The 15,511-nt window shown below is 71.7% G+C and carries 14 protein-coding genes and 1 pseudogene; 11 read left to right on the top strand and 4 right to left on the bottom strand.

What is annotated here, in order from left to right; genetic code table 11:
• The first annotated feature begins 40 nt into the window (after positions 1-40).
• Genes ABZU91_RS30755 through ABZU91_RS30765 form a run of 3 tightly spaced genes read left to right on the top strand, consistent with a single transcriptional unit; the run spans position 41 to position 2,599 of the window.
• The gene (locus ABZU91_RS30755) at positions 41-1,384 is read left to right on the top strand and encodes a hypothetical protein (RefSeq protein WP_355248148.1); all 1,344 of its coding nucleotides are present in this window, start codon (positions 41-43) and stop codon (positions 1,382-1,384) included.
• On the top strand, positions 1,381-1,989 hold the full coding sequence (locus ABZU91_RS30760) for a hypothetical protein (protein WP_355248150.1): 609 nt from the start codon (positions 1,381-1,383) through the stop codon (positions 1,987-1,989). The genes ABZU91_RS30755 and ABZU91_RS30760 overlap by 4 nt, the downstream gene beginning before the upstream one ends.
• Positions 1,990-1,993: 4 nt before the next feature.
• Positions 1,994-2,599, top strand: a complete 606-nt coding sequence (locus ABZU91_RS30765) for a hypothetical protein (RefSeq protein ID WP_355248153.1) — start codon at positions 1,994-1,996, stop codon at positions 2,597-2,599.
• Between the two features lie 77 nt (positions 2,600-2,676).
• On the opposite strand, the gene ABZU91_RS30770 is transcribed toward ABZU91_RS30765, so the two are convergent.
• Positions 2,677-5,277: a LuxR C-terminal-related transcriptional regulator gene (locus tag ABZU91_RS30770; protein ID WP_355248156.1), complete on the bottom strand. Its 2,601-nt coding sequence runs from the start codon at positions 5,275-5,277 to the stop codon at positions 2,677-2,679.
• A 270-nt stretch (positions 5,278-5,547) separates the two neighbouring features.
• On the opposite strand from ABZU91_RS30770, the gene ABZU91_RS30775 reads away from it, so the two are divergent.
• The 3 genes from ABZU91_RS30775 (at position 5,548) to ABZU91_RS30785 (ending at position 8,909) form a co-directional block, all read left to right on the top strand.
• A complete protein-coding gene (locus ABZU91_RS30775) occupies positions 5,548-6,729 on the top strand; it encodes an RNA ligase RtcB family protein (RefSeq protein WP_355248159.1) in 1,182 nt (393 codons plus the stop codon).
• Positions 6,726-7,388: a peptide chain release factor H gene (gene prfH, locus ABZU91_RS30780; protein WP_355248162.1), complete on the top strand. Its 663-nt coding sequence runs from the start codon at positions 6,726-6,728 to the stop codon at positions 7,386-7,388. Before ABZU91_RS30775 ends, prfH begins: the two co-directional genes overlap by 4 nt.
• Before the next feature lie 135 nt (positions 7,389-7,523).
• Positions 7,524-8,909, top strand: a complete 1,386-nt coding sequence (locus tag ABZU91_RS30785; protein ID WP_355248165.1) for a glycoside hydrolase family 43 protein — start codon at positions 7,524-7,526, stop codon at positions 8,907-8,909.
• 44 nt (positions 8,910-8,953) lie between these two features.
• On the opposite strand, the gene ABZU91_RS30790 is transcribed toward ABZU91_RS30785, so the two are convergent.
• Positions 8,954-9,847 carry an alpha/beta hydrolase gene (locus ABZU91_RS30790; protein ID WP_355248168.1) on the bottom strand — a complete coding sequence of 298 codons (894 nt, stop codon included), beginning with the start codon at positions 9,845-9,847 and terminating at the stop codon, positions 8,954-8,956.
• A gap of 194 nt (positions 9,848-10,041) precedes the next feature.
• Between ABZU91_RS30790 and ABZU91_RS30795 the strand changes: the two genes are divergently transcribed.
• Both ABZU91_RS30795 and ABZU91_RS30800 read left to right on the top strand, forming a co-directional pair.
• Positions 10,042-10,869, top strand: a complete 828-nt coding sequence (locus ABZU91_RS30795) for a PIG-L family deacetylase (RefSeq protein ID WP_355248171.1) — start codon at positions 10,042-10,044, stop codon at positions 10,867-10,869.
• Positions 10,870-10,912: 43 nt separating this feature from the next.
• A pseudogene (locus ABZU91_RS30800) lies at positions 10,913-11,329 on the top strand (response regulator transcription factor); the annotation flags it as partial.
• 159 nt (positions 11,330-11,488) lie between these two features.
• Here the strand turns inward: ABZU91_RS30800 and map are convergent.
• The gene (gene map / locus ABZU91_RS30805; RefSeq protein ID WP_355248174.1) at positions 11,489-12,307 is read right to left on the bottom strand and encodes a type I methionyl aminopeptidase; all 819 of its coding nucleotides are present in this window, start codon (positions 12,305-12,307) and stop codon (positions 11,489-11,491) included.
• A 101-nt stretch (positions 12,308-12,408) separates the two neighbouring features.
• Here map and ABZU91_RS30810 point away from each other — a divergent pair, with 101 nt between their 5' ends.
• From ABZU91_RS30810 to ABZU91_RS30820, 3 genes are read left to right on the top strand one after another with little or no spacing between them, the layout of a single operon-like run.
• Positions 12,409-12,675, top strand: coding sequence for a helix-turn-helix transcriptional regulator (locus tag ABZU91_RS30810; RefSeq protein ID WP_355248177.1), 267 nt, complete (start codon positions 12,409-12,411; stop codon positions 12,673-12,675).
• 52 nt (positions 12,676-12,727) lie between these two features.
• Complete coding sequence (locus tag ABZU91_RS30815) at positions 12,728-12,997, top strand: hypothetical protein (RefSeq protein ID WP_355248179.1); 270 nt, start codon at positions 12,728-12,730, stop codon at positions 12,995-12,997.
• The gene (locus ABZU91_RS30820) at positions 12,994-13,518 is read left to right on the top strand and encodes a hypothetical protein (protein WP_355248182.1); all 525 of its coding nucleotides are present in this window, start codon (positions 12,994-12,996) and stop codon (positions 13,516-13,518) included. The genes ABZU91_RS30815 and ABZU91_RS30820 overlap by 4 nt, the downstream gene beginning before the upstream one ends.
• Positions 13,519-13,531: 13 nt before the next feature.
• On the opposite strand, the gene eccCb is transcribed toward ABZU91_RS30820, so the two are convergent.
• Positions 13,532-15,511: type VII secretion protein EccCb (gene eccCb / locus ABZU91_RS30825; RefSeq protein ID WP_355248185.1), on the bottom strand; the 1,980-nt coding region annotated here is incomplete at its 5' end.

Genomic DNA, 15,511 nt, shown 5'->3' on the forward strand with positions numbered 1-15,511 from the left:
TGCGGACGCTCGACGGCTGGCCGGCGGCTGCAATGGACACATGACCAGCAACGAGGCCGCGAAGGCCAGCAACCCGGACAGCGCCGAGGCGATCGCCCGGCCCACCACACCACCGACCACGCCACCGCAGCGAACCACCACGGACGACGCCCCGGCCCGAGCGGACATCGCCGCACCGGCACCGCCGCCGGTCCGGGCACCCACCCAGGACCGCCAGGCGGAGCAGGCACAGCGCGCCGACGGGCCGCCCGACACGGCGACGCCGGCGGCCAAGGGCGACGCACAGGCGGCACCGGCCACACCCACGCCGGCGCCGCCGACGACCATCACCGCCGACACGGTCGCCGCCCGCGCCGTCGTGCTCGACGGCGCGGACAACGCGCTGGTGCTCACCAACTTCACGACCCGTGCGTACACGATCGGGATGAACGGTGGCACCAGCACCATCAGCCTCGCGAACGACAAGCGCGCCTACACGACGATCCTGGACGGGCAGAACGGCAACCTGTGGGCGGCCAACAACGTCAACAGCCGCAGCCTCAGCGCCAACCAGGTCGACCTGGACGGCCCGAACAACCACGTCAAGTTCTGCCACAGCAAGACCCGTACGTACACCGTCGGCATCGACGGCGAGCACAGTTCGATGTCGTTCGCCCACCCCGACACCCGGCAGTACAAGCTGCTGCTCAACGGCACGACGGGTGACCTGTGGGCGGCCAACAACGTCAACAGCCCCACTGTCACGGCGACCACCGTGTCCGCGACGAACGCGGTCAACTCGAAGGTCGTCGCGGCGAACGAGGTCGACCTCGACGGGGTCAACAACCACATCAAGTTCTGCCACAGCAAGACCCGCACCTACACGGTCGCGATCAGCGGCGACCAGAGTTCGATGTCCTTCGCCAACCCCGACACCCGGGCGTACACCGTGGTCATCGACGGTGTGCACGGCGACATCTCGCTCGCCAACGCGGACCTGGCCGAGGAGTTCGACGTCGCAGCCGACCACCTGCACACGGCGATCCCTGGCGCGGTGCTCGTGATCGGAGAGACCGGCGCGTTGGAGCTGGCCGACAAGCCGTACGACAGCGCGGTGGCCGGCGTGGTCTCCGGGGCCGGCAGCTTCGCGCCGGCGATGGTGCTGGACCGCCGTCCGGACAGTGACCAGCGCCGCCCGCTGGCCCTGGCCGGCAAGGTCTACTGCCTGGTCGACGCGACGCACGGCGCGGTGCGCCCCGGCGACCTGCTGACCACGTCCCCCACCCGGGGGCACGCGATGCGGGTTGCCGACCCGCTCAAGGCGGTCGGGGCGATCCTGGGCAAGGCGCTCGGGCCGCTGCCGACCGGTCGGGCGCTGGTGCCGATCCTGGTGACCACGTCATGACCAGTCTGCGTCAGGCCGCCGGGAAGTACCTGCGCTTCGAGGCGCCCATGACGGTACGGGAGGTCGGCACCGAGCTCGGCCACCCCACCGGCTCCACCCGGCGGCTGCTCGTGCAACTCGAACAGACGTCGAGCGAGTGGTTCTCCGGGAGCCTGCTGCCCTCCAGCGTCAAGGGTTCGGCGTGGCTGCGGCTGTTCAGCGACGGCGGCTACATGTTCGACGGGCACGTGCACGAGAACGGCGCCGTCGCGCACAGTTGGTCGATGGTCGCCACGCCGGGCTTCGTGGACGACGACGGCAACGCCTTCGTCTTCTCCGCGAGCGGCAAGGTGTCGGACAACCACAGCAGCGACGACTTCTCCGAGCACGGGCAGGACCCGCGGATCGCGCAGTACTGGGATCAACTCAGCACCGCCAGCGTGAACTTCCGGCTGAGCGTGACGATGAACGTGGGGCAGCTGATCGGCAACATCCTGAAGTGGATCCCGGTGGTGCTCTTCGGCGCGGTGGTCGCCGGGTGGATCGCGTTCTTCGGCCAGCCGGGCAAGGTCCACGCGTACAAGGACGAGAACGGGACCACCCATTTCTGGAAGTCGAGGGAGTGAGGTCATGACCAGCGTCCGTACCGCCGCCGCCCAGTACCTCGACATCCGTGCGCCGCTGACGCTGCGTCAGGTGGGTACGCAGGTCGGGCATTCCGGCGGGTCGACGAGGGTGGCGATGGACCGACTGGAACAGGAGTGGACCGAGACGTTCTCCGGCAGCCTGCTGCCGTCGAGCGTCAAGGGCACGGCCTGGCTGCGGATGGCCAGCGACGGTCACTACTGGTTCCAGGGGCACGTGCACGAGAACGGCTTCCTCAGCCACAGTTGGAGCTTCGCCGCCGGGCCGAACGTCGTGGACCAGCACAGGAACGTGTTCGTGGCCATCGCCACCGGCCGGGTGACCGATGACCACAGCAGCGACGACTTCAGCATCACCGGTCACGACCCGCGCATAGCCGAGTTGTGGGAGCAGATCCGGTACGCGCCGGTCAGCTTCCGGCTCGACGTCACGGCCAACTTCGCCGAGGTGGCCAAGAAGGTGGGCACGGCGATCCTGACCGGGTTGGGTTTCACCCTCCTGGTCGGCACGATCAACGTCCTCGGCGCCAAGGGCGCGGACTGCCGCGAGGATTCCAACGGCAGGGTCACCTGCTACACGAAGAACTCCTAGCCGTTTCATAAGGGCGGTCGAGCCGAGGACGCGGCGGTGACCGTGGCGCTTGTCGCGCCACGGCCGCCGCCGCGTCCTCAGCCGGTCGGCCGTAACGCGTCCGACAGGTCCCGCCGCGAGGTCACCGCCAGCTTGCGGTACGCCCGTCCCAGGTGTGTCTGCACGGTACGCACCGACAGCACCAACGCCTCGGCGATCTCCCGGTCGGACAGGCCCCGGGCGGCGAACCCGGCGATCTGCCTCTCGCGCGCGGTCAGCCCCGCCACCCTCGCCGGGCCGTCGTGTACCGCCGATCGCAGCCGGGCGCGCAGGTCGACGGCGAGCCCGCCGGTGTCGGTCGCCCCGGATCGACGACCGGCCTCGCCGGCCACCTTCAGCGCCTGACCGGTCATGTTCATGTCCACGAGGCGGTGCGCGTGCTCCAGGATCACGGTCGGATCGCGTCCGGCCAGCGCGATCACCGCCCGCCCGGCCGCGACGAGCCGCTCGGCGTCCACGTGGCCGATGGCCTCGGCAATGCGGTCCGCGTAGCGGGCGGGACCGGCGACCGGGTCCAGGTGCGCGGCGTAGATGAGGTAGCCCAGCTCCACCAGCCAACTCCCGGACGCGTGGGCGACGACGATCGCCTCGTCCATCAGTCCGCCGGCTCGCGCCGGCCGGCCGGACGCCGCAGCGACCGCCGCCTGCGCCCATGGGCGCAGCCCCGGTATCAGCGCGACCGCGTCGACCCGGTGGTCCCGCAACACCGCCTCCGCCTCGTCCGGGCGGCCGTCCTCGGCAAGGGTGACGGCCAGCCAACCGGTGGCCTCGGAGCGGAACATCCCGTTGCCGCCGGCCTGCTGGGCGACGGCGTCCCGGAGCCGGCTGATGGCGCCCGCCCGATCCCCGCTGACCCGCTGGGCGTAGCCGTCGAACAGGGGCCAGGCGGTGTGGGAGAGCCCGGAGACGAGCGGGTCCGGCGGCAGCGGCCACCGCCCGGCGGCCGGGTCGGTGAGCGGACCGGTCGGGGTGGGCTGACGCCACAGCTCGGCCAGTGCAAGCGCCGCGCCGGCCATTCCGCGGACCTGCGGCAACGCCGACGAGCCGGACCGCTCGACCGTCTCGACAGCCGCGCGGCCCACCCGTACCGCCTCCTCGGTGTGGCCGGCCAGCACCAGCGCGGCAACCGACGCCAGGGTGACCCGCAGGCGCGCGCCGCGCGAAAGTGCCTCCCCCAGCAGCTGGCGAGCGCTCGTCAGCGCCTGCGCCGCCTCGCCGCTGAACAACTGGACCACCACACCGAGAGCCGCCAACTCCGCCTGGCCGGCCAGGTCACCGGCCGCTGCGGCGTCCGCGCGCAGCCGCCGCAGGTCGTCGTACGCCTGCCGGGGCTCGCGCCCGACCCAGAGGCGGTGCGCAGCCACGGCCATGCCCACCGTCACCCGGGCGGTCCGGTCACCGGCCGCCTCCGCGTCCCGTGCGGCGGTGTCCAGCGTCTCGTACGCCTCGACGGCGCGTCCCTGCTCGACCAGCGCGGCACCGAGCGCGACCGCCGCCGGCGCGCCGCCACCCTCGTGCCAGGCGCGACGGGCCAGCTGTTCCGAGGCGGCCGGGTCGACGTACAGGCAGAGGCCGGCCGACCTGATCAACTCCGGCGGCCCGACCGGTTGGCCGGCGTGCACCGCCCAGAGTGCGCTGGCCACACCCTGCGGTCCGCGCGGGCTGGCCTGGCGGGTACCGGCCAGCAGCGCGGCGGACACGCGTCGACGCCGCGCGGGCGACATCCGCCGACGGACCGCCGCGCCGAGCATCGGATCGCGTAACCGCACCAGGACCTGGTCGCCGCGCTCCTCGCTGCGGATCATGCCGAGCTGTTCGAGATCGGCGAGCAGCTCCGGCGACGCGGCGGCCTCCGCCACGGCCAGCGGCAGAGGCCCGCCGAGCGCCATGGCGGCCAGCGCCTCCTCGCCGGGGCGGCCGACGCGGTCCAGCTCCCGGTCGAGCAGATCGGCCACCTGCGCCGGCACCGCCAAGCCGGCGCGCCAGCGCCACTGGTCGCTGTCGCGCACGAGCGAACCGACCTCGCGCCCGTGGTCGACCAACGCCACCGCCAGATGCGGTAACCCGCCCGTCCACTGCCACAGCAGGTGGGTGGTGGACCGGCTGACCGGGCCGGCCAGCCGCTCGGTCGCCAGCGTGCCGACCTGGGCCTCGGTCAGGGCGGGTACCACCAGCCGGCAGAGCCCCGCGTCCTTCCAGAGCGCGACGACGGCGTCCGGCGCCGGCACTCCCGACCGGACGGTGGCCAGGGCCCGGACCGCACGCGCCTGCACGAGGCCGAGAAGCACGCCGGCCGACGGCCCGTCGAGCAGGTGCGCGTCGTCGACGACCAGGACGGGTGTACGGGTAGGACCGCACCGCTCGACCAGGCTGGCCCGCACACTGCTGTGCACCAGGGCCGGGTGCAGGGCTGGGTGACCCCCGGTGAGGAGTTGCCCGAGCGCGCCGAAGGGCACCTCGTTGCTCGCCTCGGTGGCGGTGATCCACACCATGGCGAACAGTCGGGGCGGTAACTCGGCGACGACCGCCCGGGCGAGGGCCGTGCGACCGACCCCCGCCGGACCGATGAGGACAGCGCCGTCGGCCCGCACCAGCGCGGTGCGGGCCTGCGCGAGCATGCCGTCACGCCCCGTCAGCATCCCCGGATGATGACGGGACACCGGCCCCTCCGGCCATCGCCCATCCGACAGATGTCGTACGGCGTCAATCGTTGCCGACCAGACGTCGCGCACCGGGGCCTCGGGTGTCGCGGCCCCACGTTAATCGGTTGCCGCCTGCGACGGACGTCGCCAGAGTGGTGCCCATGACGTACTGACGGACACCATCCGAGCACCGCGCCGAGGCCGCTTCGCGCCGCCCGGTGCCGTACCTCCGTCCGTTCCTTGCGATCCAGCGAGAAGTGAGCGTCATTGTCCGAGTACCACCTCCCTCGGGAGTCCCTGTCCCCGCCCGCCCCCGCCACCGTCACGGTGTTCGCGTCCGCCGCGAGTTGGATCGAGTCCGCCGCGCTCGACCAGTGCCGGCAGGTGGCCGCCCTCGACGGCATGGTCCACGTCGCCGGCATGCCGGACCTGCACCCCGGAAAGGGTGCCCCCATCGGCGCGGCCATGGCGTCGACCGTGCTGTATCCGTTCCTGGTGGGCTCCGACATCGGATGCGGTATCGCCGTGTTCCCCATTCGACTCCGGCGCGTCGTACCCGAACGGCTGGCCGCGCGGTTCCCCGACCTCGACCGTCCGCTCGACAGCGAGCGGGGCGCCGACGACCCGGCGTGGGCCGTTGTCGCGGGTGACGTTCCTGGCGACTATCGGGACGGACTCGGCACGGTCGGCCGCGGTAACCACTTCGTCGAGCTGGCCCGCGTCGACACCGTCTTCGCGCCGGAGCACGCACAGCGTCTCGGGCTCGCGACCGGTGACCTCGTCCTCGTCGTGCACAGCGGGTCGCGGGGTCTGGGTGAGCGGATCCTGCGTACGCACACCGAGGTGCACGGTGCGGGTCCCGCTCCCGACCCGGCCGCATACCTGGCCCGACACGACGAGGCGGTGCGCTGGGGCTCGCTCAACCGGCGGCTGCTGGCCGCCCGGGTCGCCTACGCTCTGGGCGCCGAGCCGACCGAGCCGGTCGTCGACCAGTGCCACAACCTGGTCGAGGTGCGCGACGGCGTCTACCTGCACCGCAAGGGGGCGGCACCCGGTGACGGCCGCGACGTGCTGGTCGCCGGTACGCGGGGCACCGCGTCCTACCTCGTGGCGGCCCACGCGGGGGCGGACGCCAACCACTCGGTGGCGCACGGCGCGGGTCGCAAGATGTCCCGCGCCGACGCCCTGCGCCGGGGCCGCGCCAAGCACACGGTCGAGGAGCTGCGGCGTACCCCGGTGGGTTCGCTCGTGGTGTGCGGCGACCGCCAGTTGCTCTTCGAGGAGGCGCCTACGGCGTACAAGCGGATCGAGCAGGTGATCGGCGACCTCGTCGAGCATCGGCTCGCCACGCCGGTGGCCACCACGATCCCCCTGGTCACCTACAAGACGCCGGACGTCGGGGCCCGGTCGGACCGGCGTGAGCAGCGTCGCGGGCGGGGTCGGTCGTGAGCGCGTACCTGCTGCTCTCCGCCGGCCGTGGGCCGCGGGAGTGCGCGTGGGCGCTGGCCGAGCTGCTGCGCCGTCTGGAGGGTGACGCCGTTCGGCAGGGCGTGACTGTCCAGCGGGTCCAGGTGGCCCCTGGCGACGGGCTCGGCACCTGTCGGTCGGCGCTGATCCGGATGTCCGGCGCCGACGCCGAGGCGTTCGCGGCCTCCTGGACGGGGACGCTCTGCTGGCAGGCGCCCAGCCCCTACCGGGCGGGCGTGGGTCGTAAGAACTGGTACGTGACGGCGCAACCGCCGCCGAGCGACGCGCCGACGACGACGTTCGCCGAGGCCGACGTGGAGATCGTCGGCTGCCGCACCGGCGGTCCCGGCGGCCAGCACCGGAACAAGGCCAGCACGGCGGTACGCGCCACCCACCGTCCCTCGGGCCTCGTCGTGGTGGTGGACGACGAACGGCAGTTCAGCCTGAACCGGCGTATCGCCCTCGAACTGCTGCGCCAGCGTGTCGAGCGCGGCGACGAGGCGGCCCGGCGCGCGGTCGCCGTCGCCCGTTGGCGCATCCACGACGACCTCGTGCGGGGCGACCCGACCCGCGTCGAACGCCCGGAGCCGGTGTCCGCGCCGCGTCGGCAACGGCGTGGGCGGGCGGCCTCCGGCCGGTGAGAGCGGGCCTCGGGTCGGCGGTCACGAGGGGTTGCAGGCGTGTCGCCGACGTCGTACGTTAGCGATCACATCGATAAGCACGGATGCAAAGCGTCTGGTGCCGCGACCCGTCCCGCCGCAGAAAGGCCACCGACCGTGCCTCTGACCCGACGCGCGTTCACCCTGGGCGCGCTGTCCACCGCCGCTGCCGCCACCGGCGCGCTGAGCCTGCCGCGCACCGCCCTCGCCGCGCCGAACACCTCGTACGCCATGGCCTACTTCACCGAGTCCCCACAGGGCCTGGGCGCGGACTACGGACTGCACCTCGCCGTCAGCCGCGACGGTCTCAACTGGACGCCGCTGAACCAGAACAACCCCGTCGTCACACCGACCGCCGGGCAGTTGGGCCTGCGGGACCCGTTCGTCCTCCGCAAGCAGGACGGCACCTTCGTGGTGCTGGCCACGGATCTCAAGGGCACCAACTGGAACCAGACCAGCCAGTACCTGCACGTGTGGGACTCGGCCGACCTGACCAGTCTCACCGGCTACCGCCGAATCCGGATGCACACGCTGAACACCCACACGTGGGCGCCGACCGCGTTCTGGGACGCGGCCCGGGGGCAGTACGCCATCGTCTACTCGGCGAACAACGGTCAGGACGTGTTCCTGGTCAACTACACCAGCGACTTCCGGACGGTCAGCTCGCCGCAGGTGTTCTTCAGCCCCGGCTTCGGGGTTCTCGACGGCGACGTCGTCGTCGACGGGGGCACCACCTACCTGTACTACAAGAACCTCGCCAACGGGAACCTCTACGGCGCCCGGTCCGGCAGCGGCGCGCCGAACAGCTTCACCACGTACACCTCGGGGCTTCTACAGGGCAGCGGTATCGAGGCGCCGCTGCTGGTCAAGGCCGTCGACGGCAGCGGCTGGCGACTGTGGGGCGACTCGTACAGCCCGGTCAACAACGACTACTACGCCTGGTCGACAACCGCCATCGGCGCCAACTCCTGGACGCCGCTGAACCAGCGCGACTACACCCCACCGTCGAACGCGAAACACGGGTCGATGACCGGCATCAGCGACGCCGAGTACGCCGGTCTCGTCGCGCGTTGGGGAACGCCGAACTGGGTCCGGCTGAAGTCCTCCAACCTGCCGGACCGCTACGTGCGGCACTACAACTACGTGGCCCGCGTCGACACGTACCCGTTCGATCCGTACCAGGACCAGTTGTGGCGGATGGTTCCCGGTCTCGCCGACGCCGCGGCGGTGTCGTTCGAGTCGGTGAACAAGCCCGGCCTCTTCCTGCGCCACTACAACTACGAGGTACGGCTGGAGGCCAACGACAACAGTTCGGCGTTCCGGGCCGACGCGACCTTCTACCGCACCGCCGGCCTGGCCGACGCGTCCTGGACGTCGTTCCGCTCCTACAACTACCCGACCCGCTACCTCCGGCACTACAACTACGTGCTGCGCATCGACCCGCTGAGCGCCAGCTCCAGCGCCACGGATCGACAGGACGCCACCTTCCGGATCACCTCGTAGGGGCTCGCGGGCCGGGGCGCGCGGCACGGGGCACCGGAGACGGCTCACACCTCCAGGATCGCGTCGGCGAACGCCCGTGGCGCCTCCTGGGGCAGGTTGTGCCCGATGCCACCGCCGACGATCCGGTGCTCGTACCGGCCGGCGAACTGCTTGCCGTAGACGCTGGGGTCCAGGTGGGGCGCGCCGTTGGCGTCACCCTCCAGGGTGATGCTGGGAACCGTGATCTTCGGCTTGCCGGCCAGGCGCTCCTCCACCTCGGCGTACTGCGGTTCGCCCTCGGCCAGGGCGAGCCGCCACCGGTAGTTGTGGATCACGATGTCGACGTGGTCGGGATTGTCGAACGCGGCCGCGCTACGGTCGAACGTCGCGTCGTCGAACGTCCACCTCGGCGATGCCGTCTGCCAGATCAGCCGGGCGAAGTCGCGGCGGTTGCGGTCGTACCCCTGCCGGCCGCGCTCGGTGGCGAAGTAGTACTGGTACCACCAGGAGAACTCGGCCTTCGGCGGCAGCGGCGTACGGCCCGACTCCTGACCGTCGATCAGATAGCCGCTGACCGACACCAGACCGGAACAGCGCTCGGGCCACAACGCGGCCACGACGTCGGCCGTACGCGCGCCCCAGTCGAATCCGGCCAGCTTCGCGCTGTCGATGTCGAGGGCGTCCAGGAGAGCGATGAGGTCGAGTCCCATCGCGGCCGGCTCGCCGTTGCGGACGGCGTCGTCGGCGAGGAGGCGCGTCGTGCCGTAACCCCGCAGGTACGGCACCACGACCCGGTGGCCGGCGTCGGTGAGCAGCGGCACGACGTCGACGAAGCTGTGGATGTCGTACGGCCAGCCGTGCAGCAGGATCACGGGGGGCCCGTCCGGCGGCCCGGCATCGACGTACCCGACGTTCAGGACGCCGGCGTCGATCTGTCGCACGTCATCGAACACCGCCATGGAACCGGTCCCCTTCGTCGCCTGGTTCGAGGCTGTCGGGCGCACCCTGAGTGCGCCGACGCCGCCCCCGGAGAAGCGTAGGGAGCCCCGAGTCGCCCGCGAGCGGCTTCGGCAAGGACGTCAGGGCCGTCCGGCGAATGGCTAGGATGCGGTCGCTGCCAGACCGGATGCGACGCTGGTCGTAGGGTGGTGACATGGCTGAGCGATCCCTGACCCTGATGGCGGTGCACGCGCACCCCGACGACGAGGCGACGAGCACCGGCGGCGTCCTCGCCCGGTACGCCGCCGAGGGCGTCACCACGGTCCTCGTGACCTGTACCGACGGGCGGTGCGGCGACGGGCCCGGCGGGGTCAAGCCCGGCGAGCCCGGCCACGACCCGGCCGCCGTCGTGGCCATGCGCCAGGCCGAGCTGGAGGCCAGCGCCGCCACCTTGAAGGTCACCCACCTGGAGACGCTCGGCTATGGCGACTCCGGGATGATGGGTTGGTCGACGAACGACCAGCCCGGCTCCTTCTGGACCACGCCGGTGGCCGAGGCCGCGGACCGGCTGGGCGAGTTGATCCGACGGTACCGACCCGACGTCATCGTCACCTACGACGAGAACGGGTTCTACGGTCACCCCGACCACATCCAGGCGCACCGCATCACCATGGCCGCCGTGGCACAGACCGACGTCCCCGCGAAGGTCTACTGGACGACGGTGCCCCGGACGGCGTTCGCGGAGTTCGGCCGGGTGATGAAGGAGCTCGGCATCGAGTGGGCCGACCCGGACGAGTCGTCGGACATGCCCGAGTTGGGTCTTCCCGACGACGAGATCACCACCTGGGTCGACACCCGCGACCACGGTGCCCAGAAGTTCGAGGCCCTGGCCGCGCACGCCAGCCAGACCGAGAACATCTTCTTCCTCCAACTTGGCCAGGAGCGGTTCACCGAGCTGATGGGCGTGGAGACCTTCGTCCGGGTGCGGGACAACACCGACGCGCCCGTTCCCGAGGACGACCTCTTCGCCGGCCTCCGCTGACGCGTTCCCACGCCGGGCGGGTCGGCCGGCTACCGTCTGCGGTGTGCGGGTGGTGGTGGCGGAAGACCTGGTGCTGTTGCGGGACGGGTTGATCCGGCTGTTGGAGGCACACGGTTTCGAGGTCGTCGCCGCCGTGGGCACCGGGCCGGATCTGCTGACCGAACTCGTCAACCGTCGACCCGACGTGGCAGTGGTCGACGTACGGCTGCCTCCGACGTACACCGACGAGGGTCTGCGGGCCGCGCTCGCGGCGCGGGCCGAGGTGCCGGGCCTTCCGGTGCTGGTGCTCTCGGCATACGTGGAGCGACTGTACGCGCGGGAACTGCTGGCCGACGGCCACGGCGGAATCGGTTACCTGCTCAAGGACCGGGTGTCCGACCTCGGTGAGTTCGTCGACGCGGTCCGCCGGGTCGCCGCGGGTGGCACCGCCCTCGACCCCACGGTGGTGTCGAAGCTGCTCGACAGCCGGACCCGGTGGCACCGGCCTACGCGGTATCACCGGCCGGCTCGACGCCATCGACGCCCGCCTGTTGGTCGACAGCCCGGTCGGCGGCCCGACGCGGGTCACCGTCACGATTCCGATCGAGCCCGAATGATCGGCGCGGGCACGCGCCCATCGTCAGGACGTCACGGCCGACTGTCCGCTGCGGCTGCCCGGCCCTGCGACCTGCCCCGGCCGAGGCGTCAGTACGCGGGGACCGGTCTCGGTGACCGCGACGGTGTGCTCGGAGTGGGCCGAGCGCGAGCCGTCCGCGGATCGGATCGTCCAGCCGTCCTGGTCGAACTTGATCTTATCGGTGGTGCGGCAGAACCACGGCTCGATCGCCACCGTCAGGCCGGGCTTGAGTGTCATGCCCCGGCCGGGACGGCCGTTGTTGGGCACGTGCGGGGCCTCGTGCATGGTGCGGCCGATGCCGTGCCCACCGAACTCGTTGTTGACCTGGTAGCCGTAGCGGTGGGCGACCTCGCCGATGGCGGCGGAGATGTCGCCGAGCTGGTTGCCCGGCCGTGCGGCACCGATGCCGGCCTCCAGCGCGACCTCGGTGGCCTCGATCAGCTTCAGGTCGGCCGGGGCGGGGGTGCCGACGACGACGGACAGCGCTGAATCGGCGGCCCAGCCGTCGATCTGGACCGCCATGTCGATGCTCAGCAGGTCACCGTCGCGCAGGACGTAGTCGTGCGGCAGGCCGTGCAGCACGGCGTCGTTGACCGAGAGGCACAGGACGTTGCGGAAGGGCCCACGACCGAAGGACGGTGTGTAGTCCCAGTAGCAGGAATCGGCACCCTGCTCCGAGATGCGGCTGCGGGCGTGGTGCTCGATGTCCAGCAGGTTGACGCCGACGGCGGCGACCGCCCGCAGCTCGGCCAGCAGCTCACCGACGAACTGGCCGGTCACGGCCATCCGATCGATCTCCGCGGCGGACTTCAGCTCGATCACGATCAATCCTCCCCATCCGATGCGGTATATTTATACCACGTCGTCCGGACGACCAGCGGGTCGACATTGCCGGTCCACGAGGGCGGAACTATCCTGCTCACATGGTTCGGCCACCACTCACTCCGGCACAGATCGCCGCGGGGCAACGCCTCGGCGCGGCGCTCCGGGTCGCGCGAGGCAGCCGCAGCCTCGTCGAGGTGGCCCTGGCAGCCGGCATCTCACCGGAGACCCTGCGCAAGATCGAGGTGGGTCGGCTTCCGGCACCGGCGTTCGGCACCGTGGTCTGCCTCAGCGAGGTCCTCGGTGTCGCACTCAGCGACCTCGCCGAGGTGTGGCTCGCCGACCTGGGCGTCCGCAGAGCGTCCTGAGCGCTCGACCGGGGCACGCCGGTGGCCGTCTGCCGTGGGAGGTGAGCGACCGATGAGCAGCAGCAGTGCCCTCGACATGGATCCCGAGAACCTCCGCGACGTCGCCCGCGACATCGACACGCTCGCGAACCGCATCCACGCGGTCGGAGCCCTGGTCGCCGACGAGACGGCCCCTGCCGCCGTCCTCGAGTGGGTCGACGAGCTACCGCGGATCAGCGAGGACCTGCGTCAGGTCGCCGATGCCATCCGTACCGTCGTGGCTTCGGTCTCGGTCGCCGACGACGAGATGGCGCGCCGTTTCGCGCACCGTGGTGACGGATGACGACCGACGACACGGCGGCCCTGCCCTACGCGCGGTTGGTGGCCGCGCCGCCGACCGGCGACGCGGACCGGGGCGAGCGATGGAGCCAGGCCGCGCAGGCGCTCGGCGAGGCAGCCGACGAACTCCGGCGGCTGCATCGCCTGCTGGCCGGGCACTGGCGGGCAGGCTCGGCCCAGCAGGACACCGACGAGGTCCTTCGGCGGCTGGCGCGCCACCTCGACGACGCGCACGACGCGTACGCTCGGATCGCCGGCGCGGTAACGGCTCGCGACGACGACCTGAGCCGGGCACGTCGGCTCGCTCTCGCGGCCGCCGCCGACGCGCGCCTCGCGGGGCTGGTGGTCACGCCTCAGGGTGAGGTCGTCCCCGCGTCCGATGCGGCCACCACCGCGCCGATGGCGGTGCGTGCGGCGGCGAGCCGGCTGACCGCCCGGATCGCCGACGCGACGGACCAGGCGGCGGCCGCCGAGCGGCGCGCATCCGAGGAGTACGCGGACATTCCCGCGCCTCACCCCCGCTGATGCGCGGAGGTGGTCAAACCGGCCCGACCAACGCCGTCTGGATGAGCTGCTGACCGTCGCTGCGGCGCACCAGCGTGCCACGACCCGGCGGCTGCGGGCTGGGCCGCAGACTACCCACGACGGCGCCCTCCTCCCGGTTGCCGGACATCAGCAGCAGCGGCGAGTCGAGTTCGCGCAGGCGTTGCAGGACCGGCTCGTAGAGCGCGCGGGCCACGCCACCGACCCGGCGCGTGACGATCAGACGCAGGCCGATGTCGCGGGCCTGGGGCAGCAGTTCGAGCAGGGCGCTGACCGGGTTGCTGCCGCCCGAGGCGACCAGGTCGTAGTCGTCGATGAGGACGAAGAGGTCCGGCCCCTTCCACCAGCTCCGCTCGCGCAGCTGCGCGGGGGTCACCTCCGGGCCGGGCAGCCGGTTCTGCAGGGCACCGCGAATGGACATCATGCTCTCGCCGAACACCTTGTTCGACGCGGCGTAGTCGAGCAGGTGCTCCCCCTCGACCGCGCCCAACAGGCTCCGTCGGTAGTCGGCGATCACCAGTCGGGCCTGGGCCGGCGTGTATCGCTCCACGATGCCCCGGGCGATCAGCCACAACAGGTTGCTCTTTCCACACTCGGCATCGCCGAAGACGGTCAGGTGCGGCTCGACGGCGAAGTCGAGGTTGACCGGTGCCAGCGCCGACTCGTTGACGCCGATGGGCAGCCCCGGCGCGGACCGGTCGACGACCTTGGCCAGCTCGGCGACGGTCAGCTTCTGCGGCAGCAGACGTACCTCCGGGGCCGCGGGGCCCGGCCAACTCGCCGCCACCTGCCGGGCCAGCGCCACCGACGCCTCGCCGAGGTCCTCGATGTCTCGCCGCGCGTCGATGCGCGAAAGCGCCGCGAGGAAGTGCATCTTGTCGGGCGTCACGCCGCGACCGGGCGAACCGGCCGGCACATTCTGAGCGGCGCGCCGGTCGATCTCCGACTCGGCCGCGTCGCCGAGTCGCAGTTCGAGTCTGGTGCCGAGGAGATCGCGCATGGCGATCCTGACCTCTGCCCAGCGCACGGCGGTGACGACCACGTGGATACCGAAACTCAACCCGCGGTTGGCCAGGTAGGTGATGGTCTGTTCCAGCTCCTCGTAGTCCTGACGCAGGGTGTTCCAGCCGTCGACGACCAGGAAGATGTCACCGAACGGGTCGTCGGCGAACTCGCCGGCCGCCCGCCGACGCCGGTAGTCGGCCATCGAGTCGACGCCCTCGCGCGCGAAACGCGTCTCCCGGTCGTCGAGCGCGGCGACCACCTCGGCCACCGTCCGGCGAACCCTCTCGGTGTCCCGTCGCACGGCCACCCCGGCCACATGCGGCAGCTCGGACAGGCTGCGCAGCGCGCCACCACCGAAGTCCAGGCAGAAGAACTGCACCTCGCGCGGGGTGTGGGTGAGGGCGAGCGCCGCGATCATCGACCGCAGCAGGGTGCTCTTGCCGCTGAGCAGCCCGCCCACGATCACCACGTTGCCACCCGACCCGGCGAGGTCCACCATCATCGGCTCACGGCGCTGTTCGTAGGGGCGGTCGACCACGCCGACCGGCACGGTGAGCCGACCTCGGCCGGCCCACTCCGCGGTGCACAGCCCGAAATGCGGGTGCAGGCTCAGGGCTGGCAGCAGCTCACCCAGGGTCGGCGGCTCGGCCAGCGGCGGCAGCCAGACCTGGTGCGCCGGGAGCCCCCGGCCACGAAGCTGGTTCACCACCAGGTCCAGCACCGTCGCACCGGGTTCCGCCAGGGCAGTGCCCGGGTCGGCATTGCCCAGCGTGGGCGGTCGTGACACATAGGTCGCCCGGAACCGCACCATCGTGGAGTTCTCGGTCTTCAGGTAGCCGTGCCCCGGCGCGTTGGGCAGCTCGTACGCGTACGGCACGCCGAGCACGATCCGGCTCTCCACCGCCGAGAAGGTCCGCAACCCGATCCGGTACGACAGGTGCGTGTCCAGACCGCGCAGCTTGCCCTCCTC

It is taken from the genome of Micromonospora sp. NPDC005174, assembly GCF_040608495.1.
Classification (GTDB): Bacteria; Actinomycetota; Actinomycetes; order Mycobacteriales; family Micromonosporaceae; genus Micromonospora.